The sequence below is a fragment of the Psychrobacillus syltrankelensis genome (assembly GCF_055454035.1).
This window is the reverse complement of sequence record NZ_CM144227.1, coordinates 1,058,500-1,077,179: the sequence shown is the minus strand read 5'-3', so window position 1 is coordinate 1,077,179 and position 18,680 is coordinate 1,058,500. Positions and strand designations below refer to the sequence as shown.

The 18,680-nt window shown below is 35.6% G+C and carries 15 protein-coding genes; all 15 read left to right on the top strand.

Features of this window, described 5'->3' with window-relative positions:
* Positions 1–92: 92 nt before the first annotated feature.
* The 15 genes from yfmF (at position 93) to ACTSKG_RS05445 (ending at position 18,107) form a co-directional block, all read left to right on the top strand.
* On the top strand, positions 93–1,376 hold the full coding sequence (gene yfmF, locus ACTSKG_RS05515; RefSeq protein WP_464757139.1) for an EF-P 5-aminopentanol modification-associated protein YfmF: 1,284 nt from the start codon (positions 93–95) through the stop codon (positions 1,374–1,376).
* The gene (gene yfmH / locus ACTSKG_RS05510) at positions 1,369–2,673 is read left to right on the top strand and encodes an EF-P 5-aminopentanol modification-associated protein YfmH (protein WP_464757138.1); all 1,305 of its coding nucleotides are present in this window, start codon (positions 1,369–1,371) and stop codon (positions 2,671–2,673) included. The genes yfmF and yfmH overlap by 8 nt, the downstream gene beginning before the upstream one ends.
* Entirely contained in the window at positions 2,666–3,397 is a 732-nt protein-coding gene (gene ymfI, locus ACTSKG_RS05505) for an elongation factor P 5-aminopentanone reductase (RefSeq protein ID WP_464757137.1), read from the top strand. Before yfmH ends, ymfI begins: the two co-directional genes overlap by 8 nt.
* A gap of 502 nt (positions 3,398–3,899) precedes the next feature.
* On the top strand, positions 3,900–4,697 hold the full coding sequence (locus ACTSKG_RS05500; protein WP_464757136.1) for a DUF3388 domain-containing protein: 798 nt from the start codon (positions 3,900–3,902) through the stop codon (positions 4,695–4,697).
* Between the two features lie 16 nt (positions 4,698–4,713).
* Positions 4,714–5,568, top strand: a complete 855-nt coding sequence (locus ACTSKG_RS05495) for a helix-turn-helix domain-containing protein (RefSeq protein ID WP_464757135.1) — start codon at positions 4,714–4,716, stop codon at positions 5,566–5,568.
* 58 nt (positions 5,569–5,626) lie between these two features.
* Complete coding sequence (gene pgsA / locus ACTSKG_RS05490; protein ID WP_464757978.1) at positions 5,627–6,205, top strand: CDP-diacylglycerol--glycerol-3-phosphate 3-phosphatidyltransferase; 579 nt, start codon at positions 5,627–5,629, stop codon at positions 6,203–6,205.
* Between the two features lie 17 nt (positions 6,206–6,222).
* Positions 6,223–7,479 carry a competence/damage-inducible protein A gene (locus tag ACTSKG_RS05485; RefSeq protein ID WP_464757134.1) on the top strand — a complete coding sequence of 419 codons (1,257 nt, stop codon included), beginning with the start codon at positions 6,223–6,225 and terminating at the stop codon, positions 7,477–7,479.
* Positions 7,480–7,709: 230 nt separating this feature from the next.
* Positions 7,710–8,771 (top strand): recombinase RecA, encoded by a 1,062-nt coding sequence (recA, locus tag ACTSKG_RS05480; RefSeq protein ID WP_464757133.1) that lies wholly within the window; start codon positions 7,710–7,712, stop codon positions 8,769–8,771.
* Positions 8,772–8,967: 196 nt separating this feature from the next.
* The gene (rny, locus tag ACTSKG_RS05475) at positions 8,968–10,524 is read left to right on the top strand and encodes a ribonuclease Y (RefSeq protein WP_464757132.1); all 1,557 of its coding nucleotides are present in this window, start codon (positions 8,968–8,970) and stop codon (positions 10,522–10,524) included.
* A gap of 55 nt (positions 10,525–10,579) precedes the next feature.
* Entirely contained in the window at positions 10,580–11,377 is a 798-nt protein-coding gene (locus ACTSKG_RS05470) for a TIGR00282 family metallophosphoesterase (protein ID WP_464757131.1), read from the top strand.
* Positions 11,378–11,462: 85 nt separating this feature from the next.
* Complete coding sequence (locus ACTSKG_RS05465) at positions 11,463–11,729, top strand: stage V sporulation protein S (RefSeq protein ID WP_093535025.1); 267 nt, start codon at positions 11,463–11,465, stop codon at positions 11,727–11,729.
* A gap of 1,638 nt (positions 11,730–13,367) precedes the next feature.
* A complete protein-coding gene (locus tag ACTSKG_RS05460) occupies positions 13,368–15,110 on the top strand; it encodes a 2-oxoacid:acceptor oxidoreductase subunit alpha (RefSeq protein ID WP_464757130.1) in 1,743 nt (580 codons plus the stop codon).
* Positions 15,110–15,976 (top strand): 2-oxoacid:ferredoxin oxidoreductase subunit beta, encoded by an 867-nt coding sequence (locus ACTSKG_RS05455; RefSeq protein WP_464757129.1) that lies wholly within the window; start codon positions 15,110–15,112, stop codon positions 15,974–15,976. The genes ACTSKG_RS05460 and ACTSKG_RS05455 overlap by 1 nt, the downstream gene beginning before the upstream one ends.
* Positions 15,977–16,125: 149 nt before the next feature.
* Positions 16,126–17,673, top strand: a complete 1,548-nt coding sequence (gene miaB, locus ACTSKG_RS05450) for a tRNA (N6-isopentenyl adenosine(37)-C2)-methylthiotransferase MiaB (protein ID WP_464757128.1) — start codon at positions 16,126–16,128, stop codon at positions 17,671–17,673.
* The gene (locus ACTSKG_RS05445) at positions 17,673–18,107 is read left to right on the top strand and encodes a YlbF/YmcA family competence regulator (protein WP_464757127.1); all 435 of its coding nucleotides are present in this window, start codon (positions 17,673–17,675) and stop codon (positions 18,105–18,107) included. The genes miaB and ACTSKG_RS05445 overlap by 1 nt, the downstream gene beginning before the upstream one ends.
* Positions 18,108–18,680: the final 573 nt, after the last annotated feature.

Genomic DNA, 18,680 nt, shown 5'->3' with positions numbered 1-18,680 from the left:
TTTGGTTCCTTTTTGTTTGTCATAGAATCGTTAGAACATGTATAGTGAAGAGAAGAAAGAGTTAAACTAGAAAGAAAAAGGGGGACACCAACATGTTTCAGCAGTTTGATCTAGCGCATGGTGTTAAGCTTTATGTACGACCGACAGAACAATTTAAAACAATTAATATTTCATTTAAATGGAAACAGTCAATAACAGCAAAAGATGCTTCTATTCGTGCAGTACTTGCCAACATACTTCAATATAGCAATGAAGTATATCCATCAAATGCAGAATTTCGTAAACGATTAGATGATTTATATGGAGCGGTATTATATTTTGATACAACTAAAAAGGGAAATAATCATATTTTTTCCTTAAATGCAGAAATGGTGAATGATGCATATTTATTAAAAGAAAAAGTTGTAGATGAAGTTTTTTCATTACTTGCAACAGTGATCTTCAAACCTTTATTAGTGGACGGAAAATTTGTAGATTCGATTGTAAAACGTGAGAAGGAACAAGTGATTGAGAGAATTCAATCGATGTATGATGACAAAACAAGATATGCTCAACAACGTTTGCTCGAAAATATTCGTCCAAATCAACCTGCATCTATCTCATCAAATGGGACAGTAGCTACAGTACAATCAATTACAAATGAACAATTGATCGATATGCATAAAAAATTACTAAATGAAGATGAGCTATCCATTTATGTGGTTGGGGATGTTGAGGTTCAAGAAATTAAAGAGAAAATGAAAAATCATTTCACATTTTCGGGGAGAAAAGAGACACTTCCAACTGGCCAACATAATGAGCAGCGACAATTAATAAATGGTAAGAATTATTTGCATGAAATTCAAGACATGAAACAAGGGAAATTACATATCGCATATCATACACCAATTACCTTTTATTCAGAAGAATATCCTATTATGCAAATGACAAATGGCATATTAGGAGGATTTGCTCATTCAAAGATATTCATGAATGTCCGGGAAAAAGAAAGTATGGCTTACTATGCTTCTAGTAATTATTCGTCTTTGTATGGTCTAATTTTTGTGTTAGCAGGAATTGATTCAAACTTGCAAGAAAAAGCAGTTCAATTAATTGATGAACAGCTAAAAGCAATGCAAAAAGGTGAAATCTCAGACTTAGAAATTAACCAAACAAAATCAATGTTAAAGAATCAATTAAAAGAAGCCTTAGATTCTGCAAGAGCGCAAATTGATATTTATGATCAATATAAAGAATTAAATGAAGATTTTACTGTAGAAGAATGGGTAGAGAAATGGTCCAATGTGACAAAGGAACAAATACAACAAATGGCTTCTAAAATAGAGAAGGAGTTTGTCTACTTCCTATCTGGTAAGGACGGTGCAAGCAATGAATGAAACTTATTTTAATCAACTAGAAGAAACTTTATACCATGAAAAATTACCAAATGGTTTAAATGTTTATATTTTACCGAAAAAAGGGTTCTCTAAAACTTTTGTAACTTTTACTACGAATTATGGTTCAATTGACCGGGAGTTTATTCCTCTTGGTAAGGATGAGCCAGTAATTGTTCCTGACGGAATAGCACATTTTTTAGAGCATAAAATGTTTGAAAAAGAAGAAGGGGATGTATTTCAAAAGTTTAGTGAAAACGGTGCATCTGCCAATGCATTTACTTCTTTTACTAGAACAGCCTATTTGTTCTCATCAACAGATCTTGTGCTAGAAAATACAAAAGTATTGCTTGATTTTGTGCAACAACCTTACTTTACTGAACAAACGGTTGAAAAAGAGAAAGGTATTATTGCACAGGAAATAACGATGTATGATGACCAACCAGATTGGCGTTTATACTTTGGTGCAATAGAGAACATGTACAAAGAACATCCAGTAAAAATTGACATTGCTGGAACAGTTGAATCGATACAACAAATTACAGCTGAACATTTATATGAATGCTATAATACTTTTTACCACCCTTCTAATATGATGGTATTTGTCGTAGGAGCAGTGAATCCGGAAGAAATGATGACTTTTATAAAAGAAGATCAAGCATCGAAAACATTTGAGCAACCACAGGAAATTAAACGATTTTTTCCAAATGAACAAAGTTCTGTAGCTTTTTCAGAAAGAACATTACAAATGGATGTACAAAAACCAAAAATAATCTTCGGAATAAAATCTAATAACACGGATATTTCTGGTAAAGAAATGTTAAATTATGAGCTTTCAATGCAATTAGCGGTAGAACTCGTTTTCGGAAGAACTTCTCCTTTCTATCAAGATGTATACGAAAAGGGCTTAGTTGATGAATCATACTCTGCAGATTTTTCGATGGAACATGGTTATGGGTTTACGATGATTGGTTCTGATTCTATTGATACAAATGCGCTGGTAAAATCGATTAAACAAGCCATTCTTAACAATTCGAAAGAATGGAATTTTTCGGATGAAGATTTAAAACGGATTACTCGCAAGAAAATCGGATTTTTCTTACGAGCATTAAATTCTATTGAATATATTGCAAATCAATTTACTCGTTACTCATTCAATAATATGAACTTATTTGATGTTGTTCCCACGTTGGAAAATATAACAATGGAACAAGTTAAAAATGCTTTTGAATCGATGCAAGACGAAGATATGCATACAATATTTACAATTATTCCAAGAGAGAAAAAGAACAATGATTAAAAAATTTGCATTAGTAGTAGGTGCATCAGGTGAAATCGGCCATGCAGTTAGTTATAAATTTGCAGAAGCTGGCTGGTCATTGTACTTACATTATGCAAGTAATGAAGAGCTTGTAAAACATCTAGTAGAAAAGTTAGAAGCAACTTATCATGAGCAAGAATTTATACCCGTACAAGCTGATATGCGTGATTCGGAGTCAGTAGAAAAATTATCATCTTCAATTTTTTCAGTACAGTCGGTTGTTTTTGCTCAAGGGCATAGTTTGTATAAAGGATTGGAAGAGACTTCATTAGAAGAGATTCGCCATCTATTCCAAGTACATGTGGAGCATCCAATGTATTTAGTTGCTCAATTGACTCCTAAACTTCGCAAAAATGAAAATGCTTCAATTGTTTTTGTAGGTTCAATTTGGGGAGAAACAGGTGCTTCCTATGAAGTTGCTTATTCTGCTGCAAAAGGGGCTCAACATGCATTTGTAAAGGCTTATGCGAAAGAGGTAGGTTCCCAAAAAATTACCGTTAATACAGTTGCTCCAGGATTTATTGATACTAAAATGAATCATTATGTAGAACAAGAAGTTCGACAACTCTTATTGGAGGAAATACCAGCAGGTGTATTTGGTTCGGCGGAAGATGTAGCGAATACTGTGTTATTTCTAGTTAGCGAGAAAGCGAATTATATAACTGGTCAAATTATTCGTGTAAATGGTGGATGGTATATTTAATATGATTGGGATGTTTTAAACTTTAACCACGTGTTTGACCCAAAGCCCGAAATACCAAATGTGGATATAATCTAACGAACTTGACGACAAAAGTATTTTTATAAACGGTTATGAATAGGGGTTAATCTTTATAATGAGGTTACTTCATCCAATTAAAATTAAAGATAGTGGATAACTATTATCAGGAATTGTTTACAAGGCAGGGAACACCACAAAGACTACTGTGGGAATAGCTTGAGCTGAAGACCCTTTTAGGAACGCCTTCATTACCAACATCGTGTGTGGGCCTAGGAGACTGAAGCCAAGCCCATGGAAAGCGAAGTGGTGGTCCTTGCCTAATTTAATATACAACTCTATGCATACAAAATTGAGTTTGACTACAGTCTGAAAAGAGCTTTATTGCAGCTCTTTTCTTTTTTTCTTTTATTCACCTAAGAAATCAGATATGATAGAACTTATAATGAGTGAATAACGTCATCTAAATAGAGAGGACAGATATAGTATGGCTAGTGAGTGGTTTTTTGAATATGAAATTCAGATAAATCGTCCCGGACTTCTCGGTGATATTTCTTCATTACTTGGTATGCTTAGAGTTAACATTGTAACAATTAACGGTGTGGACGAAGGACGTCGTGGAATGCTTATTAAAGCAGAAAAAAAAGAAAATATCGAGCGATTTGAGCATATTGCTTCTACGATGGAAACGATTCAATTAACTAAGTTTAGAGAACCGAAGCTTAGAGATCGCCTTGCTGTTAGACATGGTAGATATATTCAACGAGATGCCGATGATAAAAAGACATTTCGTTTTGTTCGTGATGAACTAGGTTTACTTGTAGATTTTATGGCGGAAATATTTAAACAAGAAGGTCATAAGTTAATTGGAATTAGAGGGATGCCGCGTGTAGGTAAAACTGAATCAGTTGTTGCTGCAAGCGTATGTGCAAATAAAAAATGGATTTTCCTTTCTTCTACAATGATTAAGCAAACAATAAGAAGTCAACTCGCTGGGGACGAGTTTAGTGATCGCAATATATTTATATTAGATGGTATTGTGACAAGAAATTCAAACGATGAAAAACATCAAATGTTAGTAAGAGAAATGATGAGAATGCCAACTATTAAGGTAGTAGAACATCCGGATATGTTTATCCAGCATTCCGAGTATTCAATTGATGATTTTGATTATATAATTGAACTTCGTCATAGCCCTGAGGAAGAATTTACGTATGAAATGATGGAGAAAAACCACGGAATGTCCGACAAGGGATTTGAAGGATTTGGTGGATTTAATTTTTAGTGGGTAGGTGTTTTAATTGACAGAACTAGGATCTCGCTTAAAAGAAGCGAGAAAAGCAAAAGGTTATAGTATTGATGATTTACAAGAAATTACAAAAATTCAAAAGAGATATTTGGCGGGAATAGAAGAAGGTAACTATGAAACGATGCCAGGATCTTTCTATGTGCGTGCATTTATTAAGCAATATGCGGAAGCAGTTGGTTTAAATGGGGACGAGCTATTAGAAATGTATAAAGCTGAAATTCCTACCCCATCTAATGAAGAAGTTTCAAAAAATATTCCAGCAACTCCTACTAGAAGATCTTTGGGTGGCCGTTCTTCCAATAAATTAATGGAAGTTTTTCCAATGGTTGTTGTTGCTCTGTTTATTATTGTTATTATCGTTATATTATGGATTCTTTTTCAGAAATCTCCTAAAAACGAAATAGATCAAACTGAAGTGGATAATACTTTAACAATGGTGACAAAACCAAAGACCGAAGAAAATAGTTCGGTTAAACCAAAAGATGAAGAAAAGCCTAAAGAAGAAGTCGAACAACCAGTTGAAGAAACAAAACCTGAACAACAGCTAACATTTGTTGATACGCAAGGTGAAACGTCTACCTATGATTTAACAAATGCTGAAAAATACGATCTAAAGATAGTAGCGGCTAATAAAACGTGGCTTAATATAAGAGATGAAAACAACAAAATACTTGTTGATAAAGCAGTTAATGCTGGTGAGACTTATGAGTTAGATGCAAGTGAATTTTCACGTATTCGTGTTCGAATGGGTCATACACCTGGTAACATGGTGTATATTAATGATCAATTGGTTGAATTTCAACCAAATAGAACTACTCAAAATTTAGTAATACAGTTCAACAAATAGTCATCTATAAGATGGCTATTTTGTTTGAAAAATGAAAGGAGCTTACTGGTAGATGAAAATGAATGTTCCAAATCAAATTTCGATGTTTCGTATCTTTTTAATTCCCGTTTTTATGTTTTTTATGCTGATTGATTTTAACTGGGGAAATGTAAGTTTTCTTGGAGCCACTATACCTATGGGACATCTAATTGGAGCAATTGTTTTTATTATTGCTTCAATTACCGATTTTATAGATGGTTATTATGCACGTAAATATAATTTAGTTACCAATATGGGGAAATTTTTAGATCCTTTAGCAGATAAACTTCTTGTTTCAGCTGCACTCATCATTTTAGTTCAGTTTGGAATTGCTCCTGCATGGGTAGTAATTTTAATAATAAGTCGTGAATTTGCGGTAACAGGATTACGCTTGATCCTTGCAAATGAAGGAGAAGTAGTTGCAGCAAACATGTTAGGGAAAATTAAAATGTGGACACAAATCATTGCAATATCTTCCTTGTTATTAGGAAATGTTTTCTTTGAAATGTTCTCTATCCCTTTTGACACGATTATGTTGTATGTTTGCCTTTTCTTTACTTTATGGTCTGGTATTGATTACTTTTATTTAAACCGTAAAGTATTACTGGATTCTAAGTAGGAAGGAAGAATGAGTAGATGAAAGCAGAAATTATTGCAGTGGGTTCAGAATTATTATTGGGGCAAATTTCCAATACAAATGCAAAGTTTATATCATCTCAATTAGCTGAGCTAGGAATCGATGTGTATTATCATACAGTAGTAGGTGATAATTCTAATCGATTATTAGAAACAATTAAACTCGCAGAACAACGTGCAGATTTACTCATTTTCACAGGTGGTTTAGGACCAACAAAAGATGATTTAACAAAGGAAACGATTGCTACTCATTTGAATAAGAGATTAATAATGGATGAACATGCCTTAGTAGATATAGAAGAGTTTTTCAAAAGAATTGATCGCGCGATGACTGAAAACAATAAAAAGCAAGCGTTAATATTAGAAGGTTGCAATGTTCTTCCAAACAAGCATGGTATGGCTCCAGGAATGCTGTTAACTACAGAAAAACACTCATATATACTTTTACCTGGTCCACCAAAAGAAATGGAGCCAATGTTCCAATTTGAAGCAAAACCATTACTTTCAAAATTGACAAATGAAGAAACAATTATTTTATCACATGTTATTCGTTTTTATGGAATTGGAGAAGCGGAATTAGAAACAAAAGTCCAAGACCTTTTGGATAATCAAACAAACCCCACATTAGCGCCGCTTGCTTCAGATGGAGAAGTTACGTTGCGTCTTACTGCTAAAAGTGAGACTGAATTGGATGCACGTGAAAAAATTGATACCCTTCAAGCTGAGATTTTTAAGCGTGTAGGAGACTATGTTTATGGTTATAATGATGACTCTCTTGCTTCCAAGCTTCAAGAAATTTTAGTTGAAAACCAACTGACTATTTCTGCTGCTGAAAGTATGACGGCAGGGTTATTTCAATCAGAACTTGCTTCAATCCCTGGCATGGGAGCAGTACTAGTTGGAGGTATGATTACATATACCGAAGAGATTAAAGTGGAGAAACTTGGCGTAAAGCAACAAATTATTACTGAATCAGGAGTTGTATCTAGCGCATGTGCAGAAGCCATGGCAACTCGTATTAAAGAAAGGTTTGGAACGAATATAGGTGTTGGTATTACTGGGGCAGCTGGGCCAGATGCGCATGGTGGACAACCTGCAGGTACTGTTTGGATAGGACTTGTTTTGAACCAAATGGCACCAGTCTCGTACAAGCTAAATCTTACTGGAATGAGAAACACGAATAGATTGAGAGCAGTAAAGTTTGCCATTCACTATTTAATCCGATTACTTCGAGAACATGGATTTACAACCATTTAACACTGGTACGAGTGACCGGAAGAGTAGAAGTAATGTCGTTTATATCAAAATAGAGTTTTCAACGAAAAAAACAGTTCAAAATTGATTTTTGGACTGTTTTTAACTTCTAAAATGAAATTGACGGGAAAAATAACGAATAGACGTTCGCTTTTTTCTTGTATATTTCTCAATTACCTAGTATAGTAGAGATAGAAATAAAAATCAGACTTTCTTTAAGGGAGGAAAAACAGTTGGCTAATGATCGTAAAGCAGCTTTAGAAATGGCTTTAAAACAAATAGAGAAACAATTTGGTAAAGGTTCAATTATGAAACTTGGAGAAAAAACAGATAGAGAAATCTCTACTTCTTCTAGTGGCTCTTTGGCACTTGATGCAGCATTAGGAATAGGTGGATATCCAAGAGGTCGTATTATTGAAATATATGGTCCAGAAAGTTCTGGTAAAACAACTGTAGCTCTTCATGCAATTGCAGAAATACAAAAAACTGGCGGGCAAGCAGCTTTTATTGATGCAGAGCATGCATTAGATCCAGTTTATGCACAAAAACTAGGTGTAAATATTGATGAATTACTATTGTCTCAACCAGATACAGGAGAGCAAGCACTTGAAATTGCAGAAGCATTAGTACGTAGTGGTGCTGTGGAAATTTTAGTAATTGATTCTGTGGCTGCTCTAGTACCGAAAGCAGAAATCGAAGGAGAAATGGGAGATTCACATATTGGCCTTCAAGCTCGTTTAATGTCACAAGCTTTACGTAAGCTTTCTGGTGCTATTAACAAATCAAACACTATAGCTATTTTCATAAATCAAATTCGTGAAAAAGTAGGTGTAATGTTTGGAAATCCAGAAGTAACACCAGGTGGACGTGCACTTAAGTTCTATAGTTCAGTACGTTTAGAAGTTAGACGTGCAGAAGCGATAAAACAAGGAACTGATATTGTAGGGAACAAAACGAAAATCAAAGTTGTAAAAAACAAAGTAGCACCTCCATTTAAAACTGCAGAAGTAGATATTATGTATGGTGAAGGAATTTCTCAAGAAGGAGAAATTATCGATATAGGATCAGATATGGATATTGTACAAAAAAGTGGTTCTTGGTATGCATACAATGAAGAACGCATTGGTCAAGGTAGAGAAAATGCGAAACAATTCCTAAAAGAGAATCCAACAGCGAAGAATGAAATAGCTGCTAAAATACGTGAGTCTATGGGAATGACTGCTAGTTCTTTAACAATTGCTGCACATGAGGTAGAAGATGATGAAGAATTTGAATTATTATTAACGGAAGAATAAAATATTGAAAAGTCTCTCAATTATTGGGAGACTTTTTTTTTATATTCCTTTCGTTTCCTTGACAGAGTATTTCTACATCTATACAATTAAAATTGTATAATTTCTTGAATAAAAGATGAAAAGGCAATACATATATGCAGTATGTATATATGTGCCGACTATAACTTAAAAAGTATAGCAATAGGGGGGTGTTCGAATGTTAGAAATTATCATCTCCGCCTTGCTTGGTCTGATTGTCGGTGCGCTTGTTGGTTATAATTATCTTAAAAAAGTGAACGATTCAAAAGTGTCCGGTGCAAAACAATCTTCTGCACTCATCTTAGATGAAGCAAAGCGAGAAGCAGAAGCTTTGAAGAAAGAAGCACTGTTAGAAGCCAAAGATGAAACTCACCAATTACGAAATGAAGCAGAATCTGACATCCGTGAACGCCGTATGGAACTGCAAAAACAGGAAAATCGGTTATTACAAAGAGAAGAGAATCTTGATCGTAAGGATGATGCTCTAAACAAGAGAGAAGTAGGTCTTGAGCGTAAAGAAGATGCTCTAACTGAAAGACAACAGCATATCGAACAGAAGGAAAGTAAAGTGGACGAGCTAGTTAGAATGCAAAAAAGCGAGCTTGAAAGAATTTCTACTTTAACGCGTGAAGAAGCGAAGTCAATAATTCTTCAAGAAGTAGAAAATGAGCTAGCAACAGACATTGCTGTCATGACAAAAGAATCGGAAACTCGTGCAAAGGAAGAGTCGGATAAAAAGTCTCGAGAAATCCTATCTTTAGCATTACAACGATTTGCAGCTGATCATGTAGCAGAAACAACTGTTTCCGTTGTCAATTTACCTAATGATGAAATGAAAGGTCGCATCATTGGACGTGAAGGTCGAAACATCCGTACTTTAGAAACTCTAACTGGTATTGATTTAATTATTGATGATACACCAGAAGCTGTTATTCTATCAGGATTTGATCCGATACGTAGGGAAACAGCTCGTTTAGCACTTGAAAAGCTAGTACAGGATGGGCGTATACATCCTGCTCGTATTGAAGAAATGGTGGAAAAATCCAGAAGAGAAGTGGATGAGCAAATTCGTGAAATCGGCGAGCAAACAACATTTGATATCGGTATTCACAATCTACATCCAGACCTAATGAAAATTTTAGGTAGACTTCGCTATCGCACAAGCTACGGTCAAAATGTGTTAAAGCATTCTACAGAAGTGGCCTATTTAGCTGGATTACTAGCTGCTGAGCTTGGGGAAGATGTAACTCTTGCGAGACGTGCTGGGTTACTACACGATATTGGAAAAGCAATTGACCATGAAGTAGAAGGAAGCCATGTAGAAATTGGTGTAGAATTGGCAACCAAGTATAAAGAGCATCCTGTAGTCATAAACAGTATTGCTTCACATCATGGTGACACGGAAGCTACTTCGGTTATTGCAGTTTTAGTAGCGGCTGCAGATGCACTGTCCGCTGCACGGCCTGGAGCTAGAAGTGAAACACTTGAAAACTATATTCGTCGTCTAGAGAAATTGGAAGAAATTTCTGAGTCGTACGAAGGTGTAGAAAAATCTTTTGCAATACAAGCAGGAAGAGAGATTCGTATTATGGTACGTCCAGATCAAATAGATGATTTAACTGCACATCGTTTGGCAAGGGATATACGTAAGCGAATTGAAGAAGAACTAGATTATCCTGGTCATATTAAAGTGACTGTTATTAGAGAAACTAGAGCGGTAGAATACGCAAAATAATAGAAAAAGGCTTCGTTTAAGAAGCCTTTTTTTCGTGAAGGGATAGAAGTTGAATATGAAGATTTTATTTATAGGTGACATCGTTGGTTCAATAGGAAGAGATACATTAGAAAGCTATTTACCAAGATTAAAAAGAAAATATTCGCCAGATGTAGTTATTGCAAATGGAGAAAACGCTGCGGCAGGACGAGGTATTACGAAAAGTATTTTTCAATCATTATTACATATGGGTGTCGATGTTGTAACTATGGGAAATCATACTTGGGATCAAAAAGAGATTATGGACTTTATTGATGATACAGACTATTTAATTCGTCCTGCAAATTTTTCAGAAGAAGCTCCTGGTAAAGGAATGACGACTATTACTAAAAACGGACAAACTGTTTCTGTTATCAACTTACATGGAAGAACTTTCTTACCTCCACATGATGATCCATTTAAAAAAGCCACAGAATTAGTAGAAGAAGCAAAAAAAATATCACCTATTATCTTTGTAGACTTTCACGCGGAAGCAACAAGTGAAAAAATTGCTTTTGGGTGGCATTTGGACGGAAAAGCATCAGTTGTAGTAGGAACACATACCCATGTCCAAACAGCAGATTCTCGGATATTACCAGGAGGAACTGCATATATTACAGATGTTGGAATGACTGGTCCATATGATGAAGTTTTAGGCATGAAAAAAGAAGATGTTTTATATCGTTTCCAAACGAATATGCCGACTCGTTTTGAAGTACCAAAAAATGGCCGTTCCGTATTAAGTGGAATATTTGTAGAAGTAAACGACGTGACTGGTAAATCAATACATCAAGAACGAGTTTATATAAATGATGATTATCCCTTTAAGGGGTAAAAGAGTCTAAAAAAATTCCTCTTAGCATAAGTTAGATTATGGACGAAAGCAAGTTCATAATCTAGCGATAAAAGGAGAAATGATAGTGGATTCTTTAAAAGTATCTTCTCGTTCAAACCCTAATTCAGTTGCAGGTGCATTAGTTGCAGTAATAAGAGAACAAGGGTATGCAGAGATGCAAGCAGTAGGAGCAGGTGCATTAAATCAAGCAATTAAAGCAATCGCAATTGCAAGAGGATTTGTTGCGCCTAGTGGTACGGATTTAACTTGCTCACCTGCTTTTACAGATATTGTTATATCAGGTGAAGATCGAACTGCTTTGAAGCTATTGGTAGAAAAAAGGTCAAAATAATCTCAGACTGTTGAAAATGTGTTTTCATTTTTCCAACGAAATTAAGTTGCCTCGACTGATAAGTGTATTAATAATAGTCAAAGGCGACAACTTTGAATTTAAATATTGTTTACCTGAAGTCGTTACTGTATTAGTAGCGACTTCACTTATGTTTTTTGGGATTTTTTTGCTCTATTAAAGAAGCATGTTGGGAGTAGTTTCAACGATTTTTTTAAAGCTAAGAAAGAATATGGAATATCGTTCTGCGAAACCAGTTTCATAGTACTTGAAAGAAATAAATAATACCGCGGATTTCCGTTTCAGGTGGACGCGTTCCGTAGGGTGAGCGATGATCCATCACCGCCGCTAACACGTTCGTTTGTGATGGATCATCTGTCTCACTCATCCTGCTGGAGTCGCTACCTTTCACTACAATCCAAAGTGCAAACAAGAAAGACAATATGCTTGATCCAAATTAATAACCTTGTGCTTTTTTGTTTATCCAAATGGAAAGCAGAACATAGAAAAATAGGTAGTATATAAAGGTAGAGAGAGGAAGAGCTTACGAAATATTATCTTCGGAAGTTTTTAAAAATGTAGAGAAGTATTTTTTCTCTAATTATCCATAAAGGGTTTAAACCTATTCCACAGGTTTTTTTCTTAACACAGATTTGCGCCATCTCACACAAAGTTAACTCTTTATATGGAGAAATGGTTGCTTTTACGATAAAATTGGTTGCTTTCGTCTCGAGATTGGTTGCTGTCACTGTGGAATCTGTAGCTTTCTCCTTACAATTAGTTGCTCTATGACAGTTTTTAACTTTTGCTTCTCATAAAAATAGACAGTCTCTATTGATAAAGAAATGAAGTCGCGGACGAAATTGTATCTTCGTGCGCTTTTAAAAGAATAGGAAAGAATTTATTTTTTCATTAACCAAAATAAATGCATTATGTCTTTGCATATTTCAAGAAGGAGACGGACAAACATTCGCCACAAGATTACCGAAAAAAATGGCTCGTGAAGTGACGCAGTCACTTCACGAGCTAAATTACTTCGGTAATAGTGTAGTCGGTGTTTCGTCCAAAGCACCTTGGAAATAGTAAAGACAAAATGTACTTAAAGGGCGCTTGCGCTTTTCTTACTTATTGGACAGCACTATCTAGCAAATTAGTTTAAATTGGACTTTTCCAAAGCCTTCCGCAAGCTCCTTAGGGGATTGGTAACACGTTTTTCCGCGAGAGTCTCTCGGATTTTCGTACAAAAACAATAGCATATTTTAACAGAGCTTATGAAACATAATGATATTCAGAATATAATGTGACATTGTAATTCCGTCAAAGGTCTGATTTTCATGAAAAATATAGGGAATACATAGTGAATCTCCTTACTTCGTGATAAACTTATGAAGGAAAAAAAGATTTAGCTTCATTGCTTCAAAGAGTAGAGGTTTAATTACATACCCTTCAGAAAAGTCACAGATATTGATATGAATTATAAGAGTAATGTTATCTAAATTCGCCGATAGCTTTGGCTAATGCTAAGTTTTATGTATTATTTAATACATAACGGCTTGGTAAAAGGCTGACCTATGATCAATTCAAATTCTGGACGCACATACGATGAGGCACATTTGAATAAGAAAGACAGGAGATGTTTATATGTTGCAACAACTTTCATGGAAAGTAGGAGGGCAGCAAGGTGAGGGGATCGAAAGTACTGGTGAGATATTCTCAATGGCGATGAACCGCCTTGGATATTACCTATACGGATATCGTCATTTCTCTTCTCGTATTAAAGGTGGACATACGAATAATAAAATCTGTGTACGACCAACGCAAGTACGTACAATCCCAGATAATTTAGATATACTTGTAGCGTTTGATCAGGAAACAATAGATGTCAATTACAATGAATTGACGGAAAATAGTATTATACTAGCAGATGCAAAGTTTTCACCAATTTCACCTGAAAATTGTGTAGCACCTATGTATATTGTTCCTTTTACGGAAATTGCCGCAGAGCTTGGTACATCACTAATGAAAAACATGGTAGCAATTGGAGCGACTTCAGCATTATTAAATTTAGATAAAGCTGTGTTCCAAGGCGTGGTTGATGAGATATTTGGTAAAAAAGGAACAGAAGTAGTAGAAAAAAATATGCAAGCTATTCAACAAGGATTTGATGTAATGGCTGAGCAATTAGGAGACCGTTTAGGTGAATGGGAACTTGTTGCGGCTGACGGCAAGCATCGTATGTTCATGATTGGAAACGACGCAATTGCACTTGGCGCGTTAACTGCGGGGGTTCGATTCATGGCCGCATATCCTATTACTCCTGCTTCTGAAATTATGGAATATATGATTAAAAAGTTACCGTTATTTGGTGGTGCAGTCATTCAAACAGAAGATGAAATTGCAGCTGCAACGATGGCTATAGGTTCAAATTACGGTGGCGTTCGTGCTTTTACAGCTTCTGCAGGACCTGGACTTTCTCTTATGATGGAAGCAATTGGTTTATCAGGAATGACGGAGCAGCCACTCGTAATAGTAGATACACAACGTGGCGGACCATCAACAGGTCTTCCAACAAAACAAGAACAATCCGATCTTATGCAAATGATTTATGGAACACATGGGGAAATTCCTAAAGTGGTTATTGCTCCAAGTACTGGGGAGGAAGCTTTTTTTGACACGATTCAAGCATTTAATATCGCTGAAGAATTACAGCTTCCAGTAATCATTTTGTCCGATTTACAACTATCATTAGGTAAACAAACAGTGGAGCCATTTGATTATTCTAAAATAGAAATTCGTCGTGGTAAATTAATTCAAAACGAAGAAATTCCAGCAACGGAAGATAAATCTTACTTTAAGCGTTATGAAGTAACTAAAGATGGAATTTCACCGCGTGTCCTACCTGGAACTGAGCATGCAATTCATCATGTAACTGGTGTAGAACATGATGAAACTGGAAAACCATCCGAAGCAGCTACCAATCGTAAAGCGCAAATGGACAAACGATTAGGAAAACTAAAGCATATCAATTTTAGTGAACCGGTTTACGTCAATGCTCCTTATGAAGACGCAGATATATTATTTGTTGGCTTTAATTCTACAAGAGGTGTATTAGAAGAGTTACAGCAAACACTAAATGCCCAAGGTATGAAAGTGAATCATGCACATATCCGATTAATACACCCATTTCCAGTTGAAGAAGTGCAATCATTAGTAGCAAATGCAAAAAAAGTAGTTGTAGTGGAAAATAATGCAACAGGTCAACTAGCAAGCATTTTGAAAATGAATGTGGGCGGACATGATAAAGTGATAAATGTAACGAAATATGACGGAACACCATTTTTGCCGTTACAGCTTGAAAAACAAGTAAAGGAGTTGCTTATCTGATGGTAACATTTAAAGATTTTCGTAATAATGTCAAACCAAATTGGTGCCCAGGTTGCGGTGACTTTTCTGTTCAAGCAGCTATTCAACGTGCGGCAGCAAATGTGGGAATACTCCCCCATGAATTAGCAGTAATCTCTGGTATTGGATGCTCGGGACGTATCTCAGGGTATATCCATTCATATGGTTTCCATGGTATTCACGGTAGAGCACTTCCGATTGCACAAGGGTTAAAAATGGCAAATAAAGATCTTCACGTTATCGCTTCTGGGGGAGATGGAGACGGTTTTGCCATTGGACTTGGGCATACAATTCATTCCATTCGCCGTAATATCGATTTAACCTATGTCGTTATGGATAACCAAATTTACGGATTAACAAAAGGACAAACTTCTCCGCGTTCTGCAGAAGGGTTTAAAACAAAGTCAACGCCAGGTGGGGCAATTGAACCGTCGCTTAAACCACTGGAATTAGCACTTACTTCTGGTGCGACATTTGTTGCTCAAGGATTTTCATCCGACATAAAAGAATTGACTGCTATTATCGAAGCAGGTATTAAACATAAGGGCTTCTCATTTATTAATGTATTTAGCCCATGTGTAACGTACAATAAAGTAAATACGTATGATTGGTTTAAAGAACATTTAACGAAGCTTTCTGATATAGAAGGTTATAATCATACAAACCGTGAAGAAGCAATGAAAGTAGTAATGGAAAAGGAAGGTCTTGTAACTGGTATTATCTATCAAAATGAACATGCACCTTCGTATCAAGAGCAAGTTCCAGGTTATGCAGAAGATCCACTTGTTGATCAAAACTTGAAAATGACTGAAAATGAATTTAATCTTTTGATGCAAGACTTTATGTAATATTTGAGACTGCCAATGAGAATTGGCGGTCTTATTATGTCTAAATAAGAACTTTTAAGGTTAATACCTTGTAGCAATGGAGTTCTATTAAGTATAATAGTAGGATGGATATTCGTGTTATTATACGAATGTATGAAAGGAGCGTTCTCATGAACGAAGAATCACGTTTACTTAGTAGTCAAGTGAAAGAACCTAATTCTCCGGACAAAAAATCCGAGAAGGATTATAGTAAATATTTTCAAGCAGTATATACGCCTCCATCTTTAAAAGAAGCAAAAAAACGAGGAAAAGAAGAAGTTGCATATCATAACGACTTTGCCATCGCCGAAGAATTTAGAGGTATGGGACAAAATCGAAAATTTTATATACGCACTTATGGCTGTCAAATGAATGAGCATGACACAGAGGTGATGGCTGGTATATTCATACAACTTGGATATGAACCAACAGATACCGTGGACGATGCAAATGTCATTCTTTTAAATACTTGTGCAATCCGTGAAAATGCGGAAAACAAAGTGTTCGGTGAGCTAGGTCATTTAAAACATTTGAGACAAAATAATCCAGATGTACTAATCGGTGTTTGTGGATGCATGTCACAAGAAGAATCTGTAGTAAATAAAATTTTGAAAACTTACAATCAAGTAGATATGATTTTCGGAACTCATAATATTCATCGACTACCTAATATCTTAAACGAAGCATACCTTTCTAAAGAAATGGTAGTTGAAGTTTGGTCAAAAGAAGGCGATGTTATTGAAAACTTGCCACGTGTGAGAAAAGGTTCGATCAAAGCTTGGGTTAATATTATGTATGGCTGTGATAAATTCTGTACGTATTGCATTGTGCCTTACACACGAGGTAAAGAACGTAGTCGTCGACCAGAAGATATTATTCAAGAAATTAGACATCTAGCTGCTCAAGGATACAAAGAAGTAACATTGCTGGGTCAGAACGTAAACGCATACGGAAAAGACTTTGAAGATTTAGATTATCGTTTTGGTGATTTAATGGACGATCTTCGTAAAATTGATGTAGCACGCATTCGATTTATGACAAGTCACCCAAGAGATTTCGATGATCATTTAATCGAAGTGCTTGCAAAAGGCGGAAACTTAGTTGACCATATTCATTTACCTGTTCAGTCAGGTTCTTCTGAAATACTAAAAATAATGGCTCGTAAATATTCTAGAGAACATTACTTAGAACTTGTTCGTAAAATTAAAGCTGCTATCCCAAATGCATCTTTAACAACTGACATAATTGTTGGATTCCCTAATGAGACAGATGAGCAATTCGAAGAGACAATGTCTTTATATAAAGAAGTAGGCTTCGAACTTGCTTATACGTATATTTATTCTCCACGGGAAGGTACTCCAGCTGCTAAAATGGTAGACAATGTACCAATGGAAGTGAAAAAAGAAAGACTACAGCGTTTAAATAAACTGGTTAATGACATGTCTGCAGAAGCAATGAAAAAGCTTGATGGACAAATTGTGGAAGTGTTAGTAGAAGGAGAGAGTAAAAATAATCCGGATGTTCTAGCAGGTTACACAAGAAAAAGTAAGCTAGTGAACTTTAAAGGACCAAAAGAAATTATTGGCCAACTAGTGCAAGTGAAAATTACAGATGCAAAAACATGGTCACTTACTGGAGAACTAGTAGACGTACCAAATGGACAAAAGGTGGGAATATAATGACTACTAAGTACACAAAAGACGATATCATTGAAAAAGCAAGAGAAATTGCTACGATGATTGCAAGCACAGAAGAAGTTGATTTCTTTAAAAGAGCAGAAGCTCAAATCAATGAAAATCAAAAAGTTCGCGAAAAAATTGCTAGTTTAAAAAGCTTACAAAAACAAGCAGTTAACTTTCAACATTTAGGGAAAGAAAAAGCTTTAAAATTAATTGAAGGAAAAATTGAAGCAATTGAAGCAGAAATTGATGAACTACCAATTGTTCAACAGTTTAAGCAATCACAAGGAGATGTAAATAGTCTTTTACAAATGGTGGCAAATTCTATCTCTAACAATGTTACAAATCAAATTATAGAGGCAACAGGTGGAGATTTACTTAGAGGCGAAACTGGTTCACAAGTAAAAAACTCTACACCAGGTAGTTGTTCTTAAATAAGAAGAATTCGAAAAAGAATGTACAGGAAATCTGAAAAGATTTGTGTATGTTCTTTTTTTTGAAAAATCGAGAAGAATATAAATTTTTATTCCTTGAACAGGTTGTTTCCCGCTGCAGGCGGACGCTTTCTTACCTCTAGTCCAGAGTAATATCTATAAAAGCAAATGAAAGATAGTGATCCAACGAGTTGTTGCTTTCCGCGGGCATGGCTTGAGCCTCCTAGTTCGCTTCGCTACCTGCGGGGTCTCAAGCTCATGCACCTGCCGCTTCGCTTTCGGTGCAGAAAACATCTGCTATTCCCGCAGGAGTCGAGCACATGCACTCCAAGCAACAATGAACACGAAACAAGGGGACTTATCAATAATCACCTTTAAAATTAATTACTTTATTAGGATTTTCTCCTTCTATGTCCCTATTGCAGGAGCGAATTGATCCGGCTATAAATTTGGAAGACAAATGATGAAAACTGGAACTGATAGAAATTTTGTAAAAAAACTTTACAACAAAGCTAAAATATTGTACGGTTGGATAGTCGAGTGTTCAAGTAAACATGTTAATGGATTCGGAGG